The 19,159-nt window shown below is 72.0% G+C and carries 16 protein-coding genes; 10 read left to right on the top strand and 6 right to left on the bottom strand.

Translation table 11 applies throughout. From position 1 onward, the window contains the following. Both F4562_RS20560 and F4562_RS20555 read left to right on the top strand, forming a co-directional pair. Positions 1-420 carry an RDD family protein gene (locus tag F4562_RS20560; protein WP_184544818.1) on the top strand — a complete coding sequence of 140 codons (420 nt, stop codon included), beginning with the start codon at positions 1-3 and terminating at the stop codon, positions 418-420. Positions 421-500: 80 nt separating this feature from the next. Continuing rightward, positions 501-1,946 (top strand): M1 family metallopeptidase, encoded by a 1,446-nt coding sequence (locus F4562_RS20555; RefSeq protein WP_184544816.1) that lies wholly within the window; start codon positions 501-503, stop codon positions 1,944-1,946. A gap of 177 nt (positions 1,947-2,123) precedes the next feature. On the opposite strand, the gene ilvA is transcribed toward F4562_RS20555, so the two are convergent. Then, entirely contained in the window at positions 2,124-3,332 is a 1,209-nt protein-coding gene (gene ilvA / locus F4562_RS20550; protein WP_184544814.1) for a threonine ammonia-lyase, read from the bottom strand. Between the two features lie 99 nt (positions 3,333-3,431). Between ilvA and F4562_RS20545 the strand changes: the two genes are divergently transcribed. Beyond that, positions 3,432-4,292: a neutral zinc metallopeptidase gene (locus tag F4562_RS20545; protein WP_184544812.1), complete on the top strand. Its 861-nt coding sequence runs from the start codon at positions 3,432-3,434 to the stop codon at positions 4,290-4,292. Positions 4,293-4,373: 81 nt separating this feature from the next. Here the strand turns inward: F4562_RS20545 and F4562_RS20540 are convergent, their stop codons facing one another. Next, positions 4,374-5,555, bottom strand: coding sequence for an FIST signal transduction protein (locus F4562_RS20540; RefSeq protein ID WP_184545136.1), 1,182 nt, complete (start codon positions 5,553-5,555; stop codon positions 4,374-4,376). Positions 5,556-5,850: 295 nt separating this feature from the next. Between F4562_RS20540 and F4562_RS20535 the strand changes: the two genes are divergently transcribed. Both F4562_RS20535 and F4562_RS20530 read left to right on the top strand, forming a co-directional pair. Beyond that, entirely contained in the window at positions 5,851-7,248 is a 1,398-nt protein-coding gene (locus tag F4562_RS20535; protein ID WP_184544810.1) for a sigma 54-interacting transcriptional regulator, read from the top strand. Between the two features lie 10 nt (positions 7,249-7,258). Next, a complete protein-coding gene (locus F4562_RS20530) occupies positions 7,259-9,229 on the top strand; it encodes a vWA domain-containing protein (protein WP_184544808.1) in 1,971 nt (656 codons plus the stop codon). Positions 9,230-9,397: 168 nt separating this feature from the next. Here F4562_RS20530 and F4562_RS20525 read toward each other — a convergent pair whose 3' ends face one another. Next, complete coding sequence (locus F4562_RS20525; RefSeq protein WP_184544806.1) at positions 9,398-9,820, bottom strand: DUF6292 family protein; 423 nt, start codon at positions 9,818-9,820, stop codon at positions 9,398-9,400. Positions 9,821-10,387: 567 nt separating this feature from the next. On the opposite strand from F4562_RS20525, the gene F4562_RS20520 reads away from it, so the two are divergent. Beyond that, positions 10,388-10,813 carry a hypothetical protein gene (locus F4562_RS20520; RefSeq protein WP_184544803.1) on the top strand — a complete coding sequence of 142 codons (426 nt, stop codon included), beginning with the start codon at positions 10,388-10,390 and terminating at the stop codon, positions 10,811-10,813. A gap of 155 nt (positions 10,814-10,968) precedes the next feature. Here F4562_RS20520 and F4562_RS20515 read toward each other — a convergent pair whose 3' ends face one another. Both F4562_RS20515 and F4562_RS20510 read right to left on the bottom strand, forming a co-directional pair. After that, positions 10,969-12,108 carry a cystathionine gamma-synthase gene (locus tag F4562_RS20515; RefSeq protein WP_184544801.1) on the bottom strand — a complete coding sequence of 380 codons (1,140 nt, stop codon included), beginning with the start codon at positions 12,106-12,108 and terminating at the stop codon, positions 10,969-10,971. 124 nt (positions 12,109-12,232) lie between these two features. Further along, positions 12,233-12,547 carry a hypothetical protein gene (locus F4562_RS20510; protein ID WP_184544799.1) on the bottom strand — a complete coding sequence of 105 codons (315 nt, stop codon included), beginning with the start codon at positions 12,545-12,547 and terminating at the stop codon, positions 12,233-12,235. Between the two features lie 146 nt (positions 12,548-12,693). On the opposite strand from F4562_RS20510, the gene F4562_RS20505 reads away from it, so the two are divergent. Then, on the top strand, positions 12,694-13,917 hold the full coding sequence (locus tag F4562_RS20505; protein WP_246474215.1) for a sensor histidine kinase: 1,224 nt from the start codon (positions 12,694-12,696) through the stop codon (positions 13,915-13,917). 16 nt (positions 13,918-13,933) lie between these two features. On the opposite strand, the gene F4562_RS20500 is transcribed toward F4562_RS20505, so the two are convergent. Beyond that, positions 13,934-15,304, bottom strand: a complete 1,371-nt coding sequence (locus tag F4562_RS20500; RefSeq protein ID WP_184544795.1) for a cystathionine beta-synthase — start codon at positions 15,302-15,304, stop codon at positions 13,934-13,936. A gap of 132 nt (positions 15,305-15,436) precedes the next feature. On the opposite strand from F4562_RS20500, the gene F4562_RS20495 reads away from it, so the two are divergent. The 3 genes from F4562_RS20495 to F4562_RS20485 all read left to right on the top strand — a co-directional run bounded on the left by F4562_RS20495 (position 15,437) and on the right by F4562_RS20485 (position 19,156). Then, on the top strand, positions 15,437-16,411 hold the full coding sequence (locus tag F4562_RS20495; protein WP_311734152.1) for an SGNH/GDSL hydrolase family protein: 975 nt from the start codon (positions 15,437-15,439) through the stop codon (positions 16,409-16,411). 52 nt (positions 16,412-16,463) lie between these two features. Then, on the top strand, positions 16,464-17,813 hold the full coding sequence (locus tag F4562_RS20490; RefSeq protein WP_184544793.1) for an outer membrane protein assembly factor BamB family protein: 1,350 nt from the start codon (positions 16,464-16,466) through the stop codon (positions 17,811-17,813). A gap of 122 nt (positions 17,814-17,935) precedes the next feature. Next, positions 17,936-19,156 (top strand): acetyl-CoA C-acetyltransferase, encoded by a 1,221-nt coding sequence (locus F4562_RS20485; protein WP_184544791.1) that lies wholly within the window; start codon positions 17,936-17,938, stop codon positions 19,154-19,156. Positions 19,157-19,159: the final 3 nt, after the last annotated feature.

Here is a 19,159-nt window from a genome sequence, read left to right as displayed (position 1 = left end):
ATGCGGCTGGGCGGGCGCTGGCGCCGCCTGTTCGCGGGGTTGCTGGACCTCCTCGTCATCGGCCTCGTCTCCTCGCCGTTCACCTACCGGACCGTCACCACCGTCACGGACTCCGGCCTGTCGATCGAGGTGCCGTACACCCAGACCCTGTTGGTCGGGTTCATCGGTTTCCTGTACTACTGGTTGCTGACCGCCTTCTGGAACGGGCAGACGCTCGGTAAGAAGATCTTCCACCTGCGGGTGGCCGACCTCGGCGGGCAGAGGGTCGGCGTCGGCCAGGCCGCGCTCCGTCAGGTCGTGGCCTGGGTCATGTATGTCACATGCTGCCTGGGATGGGTGGATCTGGCCTTCATCCTCTTCCAGTCGCGCAAGCAGGCCGTGCACGACATCGCGGCCAAGACGCTCGTCGTGGATTCCTGACGCCCCAGGTCACGAGCGGTAGTGTGCCCTGTACGGGGGCCCGGCCTTCAAGCCGGGTCAAAACAGAGGGGCTTTGAGGCATGGTTTCCAGCCGGCTGGTCGTTGCGGCGACGGCCACCGTTCTCAGCACGCTCGGCATGACCTCCTGCGTGCCCTCGAACGGCGACAGCGCGACCGCCCCGCCCACGAAGTCCGAGCCGGCTTCCATCCCGTCCGCCGAGAGCGTCGGCGCGCCGGGGATCGGCGACCCCGACTTCCCGCTGGACGGCAACGGCGGCTACGACGTCGGCCGCTACCGGCTCAAGCTCGGCTACGACCCCGGGACCAAACACCTCACCGGAGTGGCGACGATCGAGGCCAAGGCCACCCAGCAGCTGGCCAGGTTCAACCTCGACCTGTCCGGGTTCACGATCAACAGGATCACCGTCGACGGCCGCCCCGCCCGGTACGAACGGTCCGGGGGCGAGCTCACCGTCATCCCGGCCACGCCCGTGGCGGACCGGGCGTCCTTCGCCGTGGAGGTCGCCTACGCCGGGGAGCCCAAGCCGGTCAGAGACTCCTCCAACCTGGGCACGTACGGCTTCATCCCGACCCCGGACGGCGCGTTCGTCACCTGCCAGCCCAACGGCGCCCGGACCTGGTTCCCGGGCAACGACCATCCGCTCGACAAGGCGCGCTACGACTTCGAGATCACCGTGCCCAAGGGCGTGACCGCGCTGGCCAACGGCGAGCTCGTCGGCGAGCCGAAGACCACCGGAGGCAGGACGACCTTCGTCTGGCGTGAGGACGACCCGATGGCCAGCTACCTGGCCACCATGACCCTGGGCAAGTTCGAGATGCGTCAGGGCAAGACCAGGACGGGCATCAGGAACCTGGCGGCCGTCGACCCGAAGTTCCGCGGCTCGCTGGACAACCTGTACAAGCTGTCGGCGGAGATGACCGACTACTGGAGCACCGTCTTCGGCCCCTACCCGTTCGACTCCACCGGGGGCATCGTCGACGACTTCCCCGCGGGGTACGCGCTGGAGAACCAGACCAAGCCCGTCTACGGGGGGTTCGACCCGGACGAGGACATCATCAGCCACGAGCTGGCCCACCAGTGGTTCGGCAACAGCCTGACCATCAAGCGGTGGCGGGAGCTCTGGCTCAACGAGGGCTTTGCGACCTACGCCGAGTGGCTCTGGTCGGAGCACCGGGGGCTCGCGACCGCCGAGCAGCTCTTCCGCAGAAACTACTCCGCCCCCGCCGACGCCCCCATCTGGAGCTACCCGGCGGGCGAGGCCAGGCCGGACGACCTGTTCAACAGCTCGGTCTACGTCCGCGGCGGCATGACGCTCCACGCGCTCAGGCAGCGCATCGGGGAAGAGGCGTTCTTCAGGCTGCTGAAAGACTGGAACACCCAGCACCGGTACGGCCACGTCACGACCGCGGAGTTCATCGCGCTGGCGGAGAAGATCTCCGGCAAGGATCTCGACGCGCTCTTCGACGCCTGGCTGTTCACCCCGGAGAAGCCGACCACCTGGTGAGATCCGCCGCCGCACCGCGGCGGCGGACCGCCCCGTAACGGTCACCGCGGGCCGCCCCGTCACGGCGGGCCCACCGGACCACGGCGGGTGCCGCCGGGGCCGCCACCGCCCCGTCACGGCCCGGCGTGCCCCGTGCCGGCGGTCACGGTCGCGGCGGCGGCCCCGCGGTCCTGCGGCTCAGCTGATGACGATCTTGTACCCGTCCGCCCGGAGGGCGTCCAGCACCTCCTCCGCGTGGGCGGGGCCCCGGGTCTCCGACTGGAGCTGGACCTCGACGTCCCCCGGGTGCATGCCCAGCCGCTCGTGCACGATGTCGACCACGTTCGCGCCGAGCTCCCCCATCCTGGCCAGCATCGCCGCCAGCACGCCCGGCCGGTCGGGGAGCCGCACCCGGAGGGTGAGGTAGCGTCCGGCGGCGGCCAGGCCGTGCCGCAGGACCTTCGCCAGCAGCAGCGGGTCGATGTTGCCCCCGGAGAGCACGGCGACCACCGGCGGCTCGAAGATCTGCGGCCGGGCCAGGATCGCCGCCACCCCCGCCACCCCGGCGGGCTCGACGACCTGCTTCGCACGCTCCAGGCAGAGCACCAGCGCCCGGGAGATCTCGCTCTCGCTGACCGTGACGACGTGGTCGACCAGGTAGTGGATCAGCTCGAAGGGCAGCTCCCCCGGACGGCCCACCGCGATGCCGTCGGCCATCGTGGAGGCGGGCTCCACGCCGACGGGTTGTCCCGCGGCCAGCGAGGCCGGGTAGGCGGCGGCCCGTTCGGCCTGCACACCGACGATCCGCACACCCGGCCGGAGCGACTTGGCCGCGAGCGCGACCCCCGCGGCCAGCCCGCCGCCGCCCAGCGACATCACGATCGTCCCGACCTCGGGGAGCTGCTCCACGATCTCCAGCCCGATCGTGCCCTGCCCGGCGATCACGTCCGGGTGGTCGAAGGGATGGATGAACACCGCCCCGGTCCGCTCGGCGTGCTCCCGCGCGGCGGCCAGCGCGACGTCCACGGTATGACCGGCGAAGACGACCTCGGCCCCGTAGGAGCGTGTCGCGGCGACCTTGGGCAGCGGCGCCCCCTGCGGCATGTAGACCGTCGCGGCGGCTCCGACCAGCCCCGACCCGAGCGCCACGCCCTGCGCGTGGTTGCCCGCGCTGGCCGCGACCACTCCCCGCCGCCGCTCCTCCTCGCTCAGGTGGGCGATCCTGACATAGGCCCCGCGCACCTTGAACGACCCCGACCGTTGCAGGTTCTCGCACTTGAGGTGGACGGGCCCGCCGACGACGCCGGAGAGCACGTGTGAGTGGATCACCGGGGTGCGCAGGGCGACATCGGCCAGCGTCTCACGCGCGGCGACCACGTCCTCGAAGGTCACCTGAGAGTCGGGCATGCGGGCCATCGTACGGGGAGGAACGGGGGTCCCGGCCGGACGGGACGCGCCGGTGGTGGCGGCCGACCGGACGGGCCGGGGGTTCTAAGCTGTCCGGTCATGCGTTTCCTCCCGTTCGGCGGCGGTCTCCGGGGACCCGCCCGGCGGCGCCCGGCCGCCCTCGTCCCGTGGGCCCTCCTGGGGGCCGCCTGCCTCGCCGTCCTACCGCCCGGGGCCGCGCAGGCGGCCTCCCCCGGCTCGCCCGGCTCTCCCCGGGCCGCGCAGGCCGGCTTCCCCGGCTCTCCCGGGAGCCCGTTGCTCAGGAGCGGCAGACTGGCGGCCACGTCCTGCCCGGAGCCGCCGATCGTCGATCGCGGCATCCCCCGGACGGGTGAGTATCTGACGGCGGCCATGAGGTGTCTCAACAGGTCATGGTCCGATCACTTCGCCCGGGCCGGGCTGAGGTTCCGCAAGCCCACGGTCCGTCTCTACGAGCAGCCCGAGAAGCGGGTGTGCGGGGTCCGCTGGCCCGCCGGCGCGGCGGCCTTCTACTGCACGGAGCGGGCCACGCTGGTGTTCCCGCTCACCGGTGGCTGGATCGAGGACCGGACCGACCTCTACCCGCTCAAGGTGGCGGCCCACGAGTACGGCCACCATCTGCAGAGCCTCACCGGCGTCAGGGACCACTACGAGGCCCGCGCCCGGTCCGACCGCGCGCGCCGGGCCGAGCTCGGCCGCCGCTACGAGCTGCAGGCCGACTGCCTGTCAGGGGTGTTCCTGGGCAGCGTACGGCACTCCCTGGCGCGTACCGGGCAGGACTGGGAGGCGTTGTCCGAGGCGATCCGCGCCAGCGGCGACGACGGCGACCACCGCACCCACGGCTCCGGCCCCAACCGGGTCCGCTGGTTCGAGCGCGGCTACGACGCGGTCTCCCCCTCCGCCTGCGACACCTGGACCGCCGCGCCGTCCCGGGTGTCCTGAACCGCGTGCCCCGCGGACGGGCCGCCCGGCCGGGGACCGGTGAGCGCGTCAGGGCCGGTCGGCCGGAGACCGGTGAGCACGTCAGGGCCGGTCGGCGGGCGGGTGAGCGGAGAAGACCAGCACCGAGGCGGTGAACCCGTGCACGTGGTTGCGTCCGCCGACCGGGCCGATCTCGCCGGCGGCGAAGAAGCCGGCCACGCCGATGGGCCCCAGGATGTCACGGACGGCGACGGCGTCGTGGTCGGAGGTGCCGAACATGGCGGAGCCGCGGCCGTTGCAGGAGAACAGCAGGGCGCCGTCGACCCGGCCGAACTGCTCGCGGTGGGAGTCGAGCACCTCGTACAGGTCCTCGTCGGCGGTGGCGGCGTCGCGGACCTGGAAGCGGACGGTGCGGCCGATCTCGACGACGTCGCCGATGGCGACGGCCTCCCGCTCGGGGTCGATGCCGAGCACGCCCCGGATCAGGAAGTCGCCCTGCTCGTGCCGTTCGGCGTACTCGTCCATGGCGACACCGATCTGCAGGCCCGAGGCGACCAGATCGCGGTCGTCCTCGTCCAGAGCGCTGACGATCTCCTCCAGCCGGGCCAGGGCGGGCTGGCCGGCGAGTTCGAGGAGGATGTTGTCCTCGGCCTCGGTGACGGCCATCGTGGGGCCGATCGGGCGGCACCCCTGGCTGACCACGGTGCTGACGTTGACCGGGCCGCTGAGCAGCACCCCGACGGCACCCTCCGTGTGGACCTCCCCGTCGGCGAAGAGCCGCACCGCACCGCGGCCCTGGACGGCGTTGGCCAGGCCGCCGGCCAGCGGAAGGTCACCGAGGACCTCCGCGGAGCGCTCGACGAAGCCGTCGGTGGGGAAGGTGTAGGGGTCGGCGAACATGATGGCGGCCCGGTCGTCGGACCCGCGTTCCGGCAGGCCGACCACGACGAAGCGGTCGTCGGTCCGGAAGGTGTCGAGCGCGAAGGTCGTCAGCCGGGCCCCCTCCAGGCTGGCGGCCCAGGCGCTCACCGACGGGGTGGCCTCCACCCCCTGTCCGTCGCCGATGACCCCGGTGGCGCTGCACCCGAGAACGGCGGCGCCGGGGGCGATGCTCATCGCGCGCAGCCCGGCCCGGGAGACGTCGTCGGGGTCGTCCCCGCAGATGAAGAAACAGATCAGGTCCGCCGGGCCGGACAGCCCGGACAGGGCCTGGCGCACGGCGGTCTCGGCTGCGGCGACCAGGTCGGGTCCCACCGCGAGGCCATCGGCGAAACGGCTCGTCATCAGCGCCACTCGTCTCGCCTCTCCCTCATGTATGACGGCTCGCCGCCGGGGGCGTCCCTGACCCCGCCCGGGGTGTCGGCCGTGGGTTCGTTGTGAAACCGGCTGTGAAATTCCGTTAACGGGCCTTCCTGGAACCCTCCGTGACGTCATGCCCCGGCAACTTTCCGAAGCCCTGTCTTGGAGCGATTCTCCCCACTGCGCGGACAAGCACTCGCACGGATCGGCACACAATGGTCAAGATCCGAAGGACGGAGGAGAGTGTCGGATCGGACCTCGGGGACGTAGTCTCGGTCCTGTGCCTCACATCCCAGAGCCACGCACTCTGCGCGAGCTTCGCGCGAGCGGCCATATCCACCGTACGGTAAAGGCCGAGATCCGTGAGAATCTCCTGGCCAGGCTCAGGGCGGGGGAGCCGCGGTTCCCCGGCATCGTGGGCTTCGACGACACCGTCCTCCCGCACCTGGAACGCGCGCTGCTCGCCGGGCACGACCTGGTCCTGCTGGGTGAGCGCGGCCAGGGCAAGACCCGGCTCATCCGCACCGTGACGGGTCTTCTCGACGAGTGGACGCCCGTCGTCGAGGGCTGTGAGATCAACGACCACCCCTACGTGCCCTCGTGCGTGCGCTGCCGCCGTCTGGCCGCGGACGCGGGCGAGGAGCTGCCGATCTCCTGGAAGCACCGGGACGACCGGTACGGCGAGAAGCTCGCCACCCCCGACACGTCCGTCGGCGACCTGATCGGCGACGTCGATCCGATCAAGATCGCGGAGGGGCGGACGCTCGGCGACCCGGAGACCGTCCACTACGGCCTGGTGCCTCGGAGCAACCGGGGCGTCTTCTCCGTCAACGAGCTGCCCGACCTGGCCGAGCGGATCCAGGTGTCGCTGCTGAACGTGCTGGAGGAGCGCGACATCCAGGTCAGGGGCTACAACCTGCGGCTGCCCCTGGACGTCCTGCTGATCGCCAGCGCCAACCCCGAGGACTACACCAACCGCGGCCGGATCATCACCCCGCTGAAGGACCGCTTCGGCGCCGAGATCCGCACCCACTACCCGCTGTCGATCGACACCGAGCTGGTCCTCATCCGGCAGGAGGCCGCGCTCGGCCAGGTGGGTGCCGACCTGCCCGAGCACCTCGTCGAGACGATCGCCCGCTTCACCCGGCTGGTCCGCGAGTCGACGGCCGTGGACGCGCGTTCCGGGGTGTCGGCCCGTTTCTCCATCGCCGCCGCCGAGACCGCCGCCGCCTCCGCCGTCCGGCGTGCCGCGCTGACCGGCGAGGAGCGGGCGGTGGCCCGGGTCGCCGACCTGCCGGGGATCGTGCACACGCTCCGCGGCAAGGTGGAGTTCGAGGTCAGCGAGGAGGGCCGGGAGATCGAGATCCTCGGTCACCTGCTCCGCAGAGCCGTGGCCGAGACGTTCCGGCGCACGCTCGGCGGCACGGATCTCAACCCGCTGCTGGAGCGGTTCTCCGACGGCGTCCAGGTCGAGTCGGGGTCGCTCGTCCCCGCCGCCGAGTTGCTGCGCGGGGTCGGTCCCGTCCCCGGGCTGGCCAAGATCATGTCTCAGCTCGGCATCGGCGACGAGTCCCCGGGGCACGCCGCCGCCGCACTGGAGTTCGCCCTGGAGGGGCTCTATCTCCTCCGCCGGCTGTCCAAGGACGAGGTGGACGGCACGACGGTATACCGCACCTGAAGGGGGTGGCATGAGCTACCGCTACGGCGAGTACCGGGACGGGCCCGACCCCCTCGCTCCCCCGTACGATGTCCGTTCGGCGCTCGACCGGATGGGCGACGCCATCCTGTCCGGCGCCAACCCCGGCCACGCGCTGCGTGACCTGCTGCGGGAGGGCCTGCCGGGTGCGCCGGACCGGCGCGGGCTCGACGAGCTGCTGCGCGAGGTGCGCCGCCGCCGCCGCGAACTGCGCGAGCGCGGCCGCCTGGACGGCACGCTGGAGCGGGCCAGGGCACTGCTGGACAAGGCGATCGGCCAGGAGCGGGCCGAACTGTTCCCCGACCCCTCCGACGCGGCCCGGATGCGCGAGGCGGAACTGGACGCCCTGCCCGACGACACCGCGAGCGCCATCCGGGAGCTGGGCGACTACCAGTGGTACTCGGCCGCCGCCCGGCAGACCTTCGAGGAGCTGCGCGACCTGCTGCGCGGCGAGGTGCTCGACAGCCAGTTCCGGGGCATGCGGCAGGCGTTGGCCGACCCCGACCCGGCCGCCATGGAGCAGGTCAGGCGGATGATGTCCGACCTGAACGACATGCTCGACCGGGATGCCCGCGGTGAGCACACCCAGGAGGACTTCGAGGAGTTCATGGCGAAATACGGGGAGATGTTCCCCGAGTCGCCGCGGAACCTGGAAGAGCTGGTCGACACCCTCGCCCGCCGGGCGGCGGCCACCCAGCGCCTGCTGGCCTCGCTGACCCCCGCCCAGCGCGAGGAGCTCAGCCGGCTCATCGACCAGACCCTGGAACAGGCCGGGCTGGCGGAGCAGATGCGCCGGCTGGGCGAGTCCCTGTACTCCCGCCGGCCCGATCTGGCCTGGAACACCCCCGAGCGGATGGGCGGGGACGAGCCCATGGGGATGTCCGACGCGGTGAGCGCGCTGGACGAGCTGGCCGACCTCACCCAGCTGGAGGCCGCGCTCCGCCAGGACTACCCCGGGGCCGGCATGGACGACGTCGACGAGGCCGCGATCCGGCGTGCCCTGGGCCGTGCGGCGGTCGACGACCTGGAGGCGCTGAAACAGGTGGAGCGCGAGCTGGAGCGGCAGGGCTACCTGAGCCGCCGGCGCGGGAAGCTGGAGCTCACCCCCAAGGCCGTCCGCCGCCTGGGCGAGACCGCGCTGCGCCGCGTCTTCTCCTCCCTGGAGGCCGGCCGCCGCGGCGACCACGACCAGCCGGACGCGGGCTCCGCCGGTGAGCTCACCGGCTCCTCACGTCCCTGGCGGTTCGGCGACGAGCAGCCGATCGACGTGGTCCGCACGGTGGTCAACGGCGTGCGGCGCGGCGGGGGCGGGAGAACCGGAGGAGACGGGAAGGCCGGGAAGGTGCGCCTGTCGGTCGACGACTTCGAGGTGGCCGAGACCGAACGCCGCACGGCCGCCGCGGTCTGCCTGCTGGTCGACCTGTCCTACTCGATGGCGCTGCGCGGCACGTGGGCCGCCGCCAAGCAGACGGCGCTGGCCCTTCAGGCCCTCGTCTCCTCGAAGTTCCCGCAGGACGCGGTGCAGATCATCGGCTTTTCCAACTACGCCCGAGTGCTCCGGCCCGACGAGCTGGCCGGTCTGGAGTGGGACATGGTCCAGGGGACGAACCTGCACCACGCCCTGCTGATCGCCGGACGCCACCTCGACCGGCACCCCGACTTCGAGCCGGTCGTGCTCGTGGTCACCGACGGCGAGCCCACCGCCCACCTGCGACGCAACGGCTCGGCGGCCTTCGAGTGGCCGCCCACCCAGGAGACTCTGGAGCTGACGCTCGCCGAGGTCGACAAGATGACCCGGCGGCGGGCGACACTCAACGTGTTCATGCTCGCCGACGACGAGCGGCTGAAGGAGTTCGTCGACGAAGTCGCCCGGCGCAACGGCGGCCGTGTCTTCTCACCCGGCGCCGACCGCCTGGGCGAGTACGTGGTCAGCGACTTCCTGCGTGCCCGGCGCACCCGCTGACCCGGGCGGGGCTCCGTACGACCCGGGCGGCCCCGGCCGGAGTTCCCGCATGACGCGAGGCCCCGGGCGGAGCTCCGTACGACCCGGGCGCCTCCGGGCGAGAGCCCCGTACGGCGCGCGGGGGCCTCGGGCGGCGGTGGAGCGTGCCGCGTGGCGGGACGGCCCGGATCACACGTCGGCGTAGGCGGCGTAGGCGTTGAGCGCGATGTCGAAGCCGTCGCTGTAGTGGCGGTAGGAGCGATAGCAGGGTCGCCAGGCCGTGCTGTTGCCGACCCCCGCGCGGGCGTCGGCGACCGCGGCGGGAAGCCGCTCGGGGGCGAGCAGGAGGCCACCGCCGAGGTAGCGGGCGTCGGCCAGCACCGTGGGGGTGTCGCGGTCGCCGCCGCGGAAGCGGCCCCGGCGCCAGCCGCTCTCCTCGTCCCAGACCAGCGCGTCGTCGCCGGTCAGGCGGACGGTGACGGTGCGCGGGTCGCAGGGGCCCTGCCACCAGTCTTCGACCTCATCCCCCAGCGCCTCCACGACGCGGCGGGCGTAGAGGGCGGGCTGGTGCCGCCATTCATCGGTGTACGGCTCGACATGTTTGACACCCACGACGGGCACTCCCTCGTGCCATTGTGCTTCTCCTGGTGGAACGCCCGCCCGGCACGATCACGGCATCACCGCCGCCGACCTCTCACCCGGGAACGGGCTCGTCAGCGATCCTACTCATCCCTCCACTGTGCTCAGGGCGAAATGCGAAGATCGGCGGCCCGCAGCGACCGATATCCTTCCTTGACGCAACCGTGACCTCTCCGCAACAACCTCTTCCTCCGAAGCGCCGTCTCTCTTGTAAACAAAGCACGACGTACTAAAAGGGGGAAAAAGTGAGTCCGATGGTCGCGGGAGTTCTCGTGGCGCTGATGCTCATCTGCTGCGTCGGTTACGAACTGTGCCTGGTGCCGGGCCGCGACCGGCACGACATCATCGAAGGCGACTGAGCTCCACCCCCTCTGACCTGTGACGACGCCACCCGGGAGACCGACGCGCACCCGGCCCCGGTGACCGTCCGCCCGCTCCGCGGGAATATCGACCAAAAGATCATTCAGGAAGACGCAGCGGGCCGAAAAGGCTCACGCGCGCCGTATCCGGAGGAGATCGCCGGAGACTAATGTCTGGCGCATGACAAACCTGCTGCTCTGGCTGCACATCGGTTTTTCGATCTTCGCTCTCGGCCCGGTGACCGCCGCCACGATGTCCACCCCCAGGTTCATCCGCGCCAAGGACGTCAACGTCCTCCGCTACCTGCACAAGACCACGCGCGTCTACGGCATCGCGTCCGTCGGGGTCTTCCTGTTCGGCCTGATCCTGGGCCGCGAGTTCCTGGCCAGGCCGTACCTGTCGGTCTCCATGACGCTCTTCGTGGTCGCGGCGCTGCTGCTGGTCATGGTGGCCCGCGACCAGGGCAGCGCCATCCGGGTCCTCTCCAGCGAGAGCCCGGATGACGACGCGAAGGTGCAGACCGGCCGGATCGCCGCCTTCTCCGGCGTGATCGCCCTGATCTGGATCGTCATCCTGATCCTGATGATCTGGGGCGACCCGAGCTGACCGCCCGGGACGCCGCCGGACGGCCACGCAGGGGCCGCGCGGAGGCACACCGGCCCCGGACCACCACACGGGGGCCGCGCGGAGGCAGGCCGGCCCGGAATCGGCCCGGGGTCAGCTCTGTGCCGGCCCGGCGCCGATCCGGCGGCGGCCCGGCGTCAGCCCAGTGCCCGGCTGAGGTCGGCGAGCAGGTCGTCGACCGACTCGATGCCCACCGACAGGCGGACCAGGTCGGCGGGGACCTCCAGCGGCGAACCCGCCGCCGAGGCGTGGGTCATCCGGCCCGGGTGCTCGATCAGCGACTCCACCCCGCCGAGCGACTCGCCGAGGGTGAACAGGCTGGTCCGGTTGCACACCTCGACCGCCTCGGCCTCTCCCCCGGCGACCCGGAAGGAGACCATGCCGCCGAAGCGCCTCATCTGCTTGGCGGCCACCTCGTGGCCGGGGTGCTCGGGCAGGCCCGGATAGAGGACCGAGACCACGCGCGGATGGGCCAGCAGCAGGTCCACCACCCGCTCGGCGTTGTCGCAGTGCCGTTCCATCCGGACCCCGAGCGTCTTGAGCCCGCGCAGCGTCAGCCAGGCGTCGAACGGCCCGGCCACCGCACCCATCGCGTTCTGGTGGTAGGCGAGCTCCTCGCCCAGGCCCTCGTCGCGCACCACGAGCGCGCCGCCGACCACGTCCGAGTGGCCCCCGACGTACTTGGTGGTGGAGTGCACCACCACATCGGCGCCCAGAGCCAACGGCTGCTGGAGGTACGGGGAGGCGAAGGTGTTGTCCACCACGAGCAGCGCGCCGTTGTCGTGGGCGAGCTCGGCCAGGGCGGCGATGTCGGCGACGCCGAGCAGCGGGTTGGTGGGGGTCTCCACCCAGATGATCCTCGTCTTCTGGGTGATGGCCGCCGCCACCGCCGCCATGTCGCCCAGCGGGGCCGGGTCGTAGTGCAGCCCCCAGCGCTCGTGGACCTTCGCGAACAGCCGGTAGGTGCCGCCGTACGCGTCGTTCGGGATGATGACGTGGTCGCCGGGCTTGCAGACCGTACGCAGCAGCGTGTCCTCGGCCGCCAGGCCCGACGCGAACGCCAGACCCCGGGTGCCGCTCTCGACCGCGGCCATCGCCTGCTCCAGAGCAGTCCTGGTCGGGTTGGCCGACCGGCTGTACTCATATCCGGCGCGCAGGCCGCCCACGCCGTCCTGCTTGTAGGTGGACACCGCGTAGATGGGCGGAACGACGGCCCCGGTGTGAGGGTCGGGCTCCTGACCTGCGTGGATGGCGAGCGTTTCGAATCCTTGGTTCATACGGGCAACGCTACTCGCAAAAATCGCGTCCACCGCGACGCATCCGGCCGGTGTTCCGGGCGGCGGTCCCGCAACCGCCGTGCGTCCCGGAACCTGCCCGGTGGGTCCTTTCCCCGGTAGGTCCTTACGCGGCCTGCGGCGTCCGGTCCGCGGAACGGCGCGCCTGCGGCGGCACGACCGCGCCGCCCGCGGTCCGGCTCGGCGCCGTGCCCACCGCGGCACCCGCCACGCCGCCTGCCACGTGACCCGGCGCACCGCCCGGCACCGCGGCGCTCACGGCGCCGGGCCGGGCCGGAAGCGGCGGGGCCTGGATGTGCCGGCCGCTGCCGCCTTCGGCGTCCTCGCCGTTGATCCGCGACAGCAGGACCGGGTCGGCGAGTGTCAGCGCGACGGCGACCACGAGCCCCAGGGCCAGCACTGTGATTCCGATGACGGTCATTTCCCTCTCCCCTTCGACACGTCAAGCATCGGTCACGGCCCGCCCCCTCCACCTCCGCTGAAGGGTCGGTTCGGCGCGGAGGTCTCGACCGAACGGCTGATATGACATGTCCACCGTCCGGCCTAGGCTCGGTGCCCGTGGTGGAAATGAACCGGATCGTCTACTGGATCAAGAGGCTGAGCGAGATCGCTCTGGTCGGCTGGCTCATGCTCCTGCTGCTGATCGACCTGGCGGTGGCGCTGTCCTCCGGCGGGCCGGCGGTCAGCTGGCTGGTCCCCGGCTGCGGTGTGGTGGGAGTGCTGGCCGTGCTGTGGCGCCACAGCAGGCGGACCGGCGGGTTCGTCTCCCTGCTGACGGTGTCGTTCGCGTCCACCATGGTCATCGGATTCGCGGGCGGCGACTGCATGCCGGGCCTGGCCGAGACCGGAGCCCTGCTGATCCTCACGATCGGCGTGCTGCGCACGATCGAGCCGGTCCGGCGGGCCGCGGTGTTCTCGCTCCTGGCGATGGGCGTGCTGGAGGCGTCGGCCGCGCGCGTGATCGAACCGGATCCGTCGCTGGCCGCCGGCTTCCTGCTCTTCGTCGGCTGGTCGTTCGCCGCCGGAGTCGGCGCCTACCTCCGTTTCCAACTGGAGCGCCGCAAGGAGGCCGTCAGCGCGGTGCGGCGCTCCGAGCGACTGGAGCTGGCCAGGGAACTGCACGACCTGGTCGCCCACCACATCACCGGAATCGTCGTGCAGGCCCAGGCCGCCAAGGTCGTCGCCGAGCACAAGCCGGAGGCGGTGCTGCCCGCCCTGGACGCGATCGCCGGGGCCGGGGCGGACGCGCTCACCTCGATGCGCCGCCTGGTCAGCGTGCTGCGCGCGGAGGACGAGGCCGCCCGCTCCCCCGGCAGCACGCTCATGGACATGCGCACCATGGTCGAACGCTTCTCGGCGGGCGGCCCCCAGGTCGCCTTCGACATCGGGCAGGGGATCACCGAGGAGACCCTGGCCCCGGAGGCGATGACCACCCTTCACCGGGTGCTGCAGGAGTCGCTGACGAACGTGCGCCGGCACGCCCCGGACGCCGGCTGGGTCGAGGCGGACCTCAGGCTGACCGACGGCTCCGACCTGCGCCTGTGGGCCGAGGCCGGACGCGCGCAGGCCGGGAGGCAGCCGCAGAACGGACGTGACGGGTCGGACGCCCGGCAGACCGTGCGGCTGCGCGTGCGCAACTACGGCGCCAGGACGGAAACCAAGATCTCCCGCCTCGGGGGCGGCTTCGGCCTGGTCGGCATGGCCGAGCGCGTCGAGGCGCTCGGCGGCCGTCTCGTGGCCGGCCCCACCCCCTCGGGTGCCTGGGAGGTCATGGCCGAGGTGCCCGTGTGAGCCCCGGAGCGGACCGTCAGCGGTTGGCCAGGAAGGCCAGCAGGTCCTGACGGGTGAGCAGGCCGACCGGCTTGCCGTCGTCGAGGACGACGGCGGCGTCGGCCTTCTCCAGCGCCTCGACCGCGATGGAGACCGGCTCCCCCGCGCCGAGCATCGGCAGCGGCTGCGACATGTGCTCGGCCAGCGGGTCGGTGGGCCGGACCCGGCCCCGGTAGAGGGCGTCGAGCAGGTCGCGCTCCAGGATCGAGCCGACCACCTCGGCGGCCATGACCGGCGGCTCCTCCTTCATCACCGGCAGCTGCGAGACCCCGTACTCACGCATGATCGAGATGGCCGTCTCGACCGACTCGTGCGGGTGGGTGTGCACGAACTCCGGAAGACCGGATCCCTTGCCGCGGAGCACGTCCTTGACCAGGCCCTCGTCCGTGGAGGTGGTCAGGAAGCCGTAGTCGGCCATCCACTCGTCGTTGAAGATCTTCGACAGGTAGCCCCGGCCGCCGTCCGGCAGCAGCACCACGACCACGTCGTCCGGACCGGCCTGGCCGGCCACCCGGAGCGCCGCGACCGTGGCCATCCCGCAGGAGCCGCCCACCAGCAGCCCCTCCTCGCGGGCCAGGCGCCGGGTCATGCCGAAGGAGTCCTTGTCGGAGACCGCGATGATCTGGTCGCAGATCGTCGTGTCGTAGGTGGCCGGCCAGATGTCCTCGCCCACGCCCTCCACCAGGTACGGCCTGCCGGTGCCGCCGGAGTAGACCGAGCCCTCGGGGTCGGCGCCGATGACCTTGACCCGGCCGCCGGACACCTCCTTGAGGTAGCGCCCGGCGCCGCTGATCGTGCCGCCGGTGCCGACCCCCGCCACGAAGTGGGTGATCCGCCCCTCGGTCTGCTCCCAGAGCTCCGGGCCCGTCGAGTGGTAGTGGCTGTCGGGGTTGTTGGGGTTGGAGTACTGGTCGGGCTTCCAGGCGTTCGGGGTCTCCCTGGCCAGCCGGTCGGAGACCGAGTAGTAGGAGTCGGGGTGGTCGGGCGAGACGGCCGTGGGGCAGACCACGACCTCGGCCCCGTAGGCCCGCAACACCGCGATCTTGTCCTGGGCCACCTTGTCGGGCACCACGAACAGGCACCGGTAACCGCGCTGCTGGGCCACGATCGCCAGGCCGACACCCGTGTTGCCCGAGGTGGGCTCCACGATCGTCCCCCCGGGACGCAGCTCCCCGGACCGCTCGGCGGCCTCGATCATCCGCACCGCGATGCGGTCCTTGACCGAGCCACCGGGGTTGAAGTATTCCACCTTTGCGAGCACCTGGGCCGGCAGGCCCTCCGTCACGGTCTTCAACCGGACGAGAGGGGTGTTGCCCATCAGCTCGACGAGCGAGTCGTATACGCGCACCGGGATGATCACCTCGAAATACCGAAGCTTTGTCAGCTTGTTGTGTTGATCGCCGTGATCCCATGGGGGTGGCGGGGACTCGGCTGGCTTTCAAGGCAACGCTACCGCCCCTTACGGAGGGAGCAACGCCACGTGAGCGGGACACCCGGGGCGGCCCGCACCGCCCGGCGCATCGCGGCCGCCGCGGCGATGGGCGGAGGAGGGCTCACCGCCCTTGGCGCTGCGGCCTACGGCCTGCTGCTGGCCGAGGCGTTGGTGGCCCGCCGCATCGTGGGCCGGCCGCACGGCACCGACGGACCGCCCTCGGACGGGGTCTACGGCGCCTTCGGAGGTGAGCCGATCCGGATGGTCATGCTCGGCGACTCGACGTCCGTCGGCCTGGGCACCACCGATCCGGGTGAGACGCCCGGCGTGCTGATCGCCTGCGGCCTCGCGGTGATCGCCGAGCGGCCGGTGCGGCTGACCGTGGCCGGGAGGTCCGGGGCGACCTCCGCCGACCTGGGCGACCAGGTGGACGAGGCGCTCAGGGCACGGCCGGAGGTCGCGGTCGTCTTCGTCGGCGCCAACGACATCACCTCCCAGACGCCGCCCGCGCAGGCCGTACGGCACTTACAGAAGGCCGTGCGCAGGCTGCGGGAGGCGGGGGCGGAGGTGATCGTCGGCACCTGCCCGGACCTGGGCACGGTCCGGCCGATCGCACAGCCGCTGCGCTGGGTGACGCGGCGCTGGAGCCGGCAGCTCGCCGCCGCCCAGACGGTCGCCGTGGTCGAGGCCGGCGGGCGGACGGTGGCCTTCGCGGACCTGCTGGGCCCGGAGTTCGACACGAACCCGGCCGAGATGTTCAGTCTTGATCGTTACCACCCATCTGCTCAAGGTTATCTACAGGTTGCTTACGCGGTGCTACCTTCTGTGTGCAACGCGTTGGGACTGTGGCCCGAGCCGCGGGTCCGGCGCAGCGAGTCGATCTACCTCGCGGCGGTCAAGGCCGCGGAGGAGCCCGGCGCCGAGGTCTCCGCGACCCGCGTCGCCGGCCGAGCGACCGGCACCTACGGACGATGGGTGACCCTGCTCCGCCGACGGCCCGGGGCGCGGCCCGACGACGCCTGAACGCGGTCACCCTCCGCGGCGAAGCCGTCACGCCTCGCCCCCATTGGAGTGAATGCCCGTGATCCGGCCCATCGCGAACCCGGCCCTGGTGCTCGCCGGAGCTGTGGCCCTGGCCGGCTGCTCCGGCAGCGAAGCGGCCGCCCCGGACCATCCCACCTGGCACAACGCCGGGGTGAACGCGGTCAGCCGCACCGACGCCGCCGGCGGCGTCGCCACCGCCACCTCCCTGAGACCGGACGGCACGCTGGAGACGGTCGCCCTCGACCTCGCCACCGGCCGGCGGCTGTGGGCTCATCCGGCGACCATGGCGGGCCGCCTGCCGGGAATGGGCGTGCCCGCCCCGGCGATCGTCGAGACCGCCCCGGGACGGTCCGTCGCCGTGGCGGTCGACCCCGTCCGGCAGGGTCGCTGGAAGGCCGCGCTCGTCGGCCGCGACGCCAGGACCGGCGAGCGCCGGTGGAGCCGCCCGGTTCACTCCACCTTCGGCCCGCAACGGTGCGGAAGGCTCGTGTGCGTCTCCGAGCACACCGCCCTCGCCGGCGCCCGCCTCGTCGTGCTCGACCCGGCCACCGGCCGGACCAGGTGGAAGCTCCCCGGCATCGCCGAGGTCGAGTGGTCCGACGACTCCCGCGCGGTGTTCCTCCGGCTGGCCCGCCATCCCGTCCTGGAGGCACGCGACCTGAGGACCGGCAAGGTCGCCTGGCAGCTCCCCGTCGAGCAGGCGCTCGGCTCCGGGGTCGACCTGTCGGGCGGCTGGTCGTTCGGCGCGGCGGCGGGCGACCTGGTCGGCTACGTCGCCCCCTACACCGATCCGAAGAGCGGCAAGGTCTCCGCCTTCGGGTTGTTCTCCGTGAAGCTCGCCGACGGCACGGTCAACTGGATGCGTCCGTCGGTGGTGCGCGTCTACCCAAGCGGCAGCCCGGGGTTCGCACCGGTGGTCCGCCCGGTCGACCAGCAGGGCCAGTACGGCGGGTTCGCCCGGCTGGACGCCGCAAGCGGCCGGGTCCTCGGGCAGATCCCGGCCACGCAGGTCCCGGAGCCGGGCTGGTGGCTGGCCTTCCCGCCGCGGATGGAGAAGATCGGCTTCCTCCGGCACGGCAAACCGGGCCACGCCTTCGACCTGGCCACCGGCCGCGGTGCCGAGGTGAAGACCGAACGCGGCTGGTCCTTCTGCGTCACCGACCCCAAGCCGCTCCCCCTCAAGGGGCAGAGCCCGGGTTTCTACTCGGTGGCCGCGTTGTGCGAGTTCCGGCTGTCCGACGGCGGCCGGGTGGCGGGCTCGCCCGCGCCGCCCGCCTGGTTCACCGGCAGCCACGACGGTTGGCGGATGTGGCGTGACGAGAAGGGCGGCCTGCACGGCGTCAAGGACGGCGCCGGCACCCTGCCGGGCATGTACGGCTGAGTTCGGCGCACCCCCTTGTGCGTCCCGTACAAAGTTCTGTTTCACCGGCCCCCGGTCGTGGATTCCGGCATACCGCGCGGTACGCTCCGCAGGAGGACTGAAAACGAACCCAGGAGAGCCACATGCCCGAGGCAGTCATCGTCGCGACCGCGCGCTCGCCCATCGGACGCGCCTTCAAGGGGTCCCTCAAGGACATCCGTCCCGACGACCTGACCGTACAGATCATCCAGGCCGCGTTGGCCAAGGTCCCCCAGCTCGACCCGGCCACCATCGACGACCTGATGCTGGGCTGCGGCCTGCCGGGCGGCGAACAGGGCTTCAACATCGGCCGGGTGGTGACCACCCTGCTCGGCCTGGACGGCGTGCCGGGCACCACCGTGACCCGTTACTGCGCCTCCTCCCTCCAGACCACCCGGATGGCGCTGCACGCGATCAAGGCGGGCGAGGGCGACGTGTTCGTGTCGGCGGGTGTGGAGTGCGTCTCCCGCTTCGTCAAGGGCAACTCCGACTCGCTGCCCGAGACGCAGAACCCGCTCTTCGCCGACGCGTGCACCCGCTCGGCCAAGGCGGCCGAGGGCGGCGGCGGGGTCTGGCGCGACCCCCGCGAGGACAACCGGCTGCCCGACGTCTACATCGCCATGGGCCAGACGGCGGAGAACGTGGCCGGGCTGAAGGGCGTCTCCCGTCAGGAGCAGGACGAGTTCGGCGTCCGCTCGCAGAACCTGGCGGAGAAGGCCATCGCCAACGGCTTCTGGGAGAAGGACATCACCCCGGTGACCCTGCCGGACGGCACCGTCGTCACCAAGGACGACGGCCCGCGCGCCGGCACCACCTACGAGGCGGTCTCCCAGCTCAAGCCGGCCTTCCGCCCTGACGGGACCGTCACCGCGGGCAACTGCTGCCCGCTGAACGACGGCGCCGCGGCGGTGGTCGTGATGAGCGACACCAGGGCCGCCGAGCTCGGCATCACCCCGCTGGCCCGGATCGTCTCCACCGGCGTGACCGGCCTGTCCCCCGAGATCATGGGCCTGGGCCCCGTCGAGGCGTCCAGGCAGGCACTGGCCAGGGCGGGCATGTCCATCGGCGACGTCGACCTCGTCGAGATCAACGAGGCGTTCGCCGCCCAGGTCATCCCGTCCTACCGGGAGCTCGGCATCGACCTCGACCGGCTCAACGTCAACGGCGGCGCCATCGCGCTGGGCCACCCCTTCGGCATGACCGGCGCCCGCATCACCTCCACGCTGATCAACAGCCTGGCCTTCCACGACAAGTCGATCGGTCTGGAGACCATGTGCGTCGGCGGCGGGCAGGGCATGGCCATGGTCCTGGAGCGCCTCAGCTGAGCT

Source organism: Streptosporangium becharense, assembly GCF_014204985.1.
Classification (GTDB): Bacteria; Actinomycetota; Actinomycetes; order Streptosporangiales; family Streptosporangiaceae; genus Streptosporangium; species Streptosporangium becharense.
The sequence above is the reverse complement of the archived record's forward strand: the minus strand, read 5'-3'. Positions and strand labels throughout refer to the sequence as shown.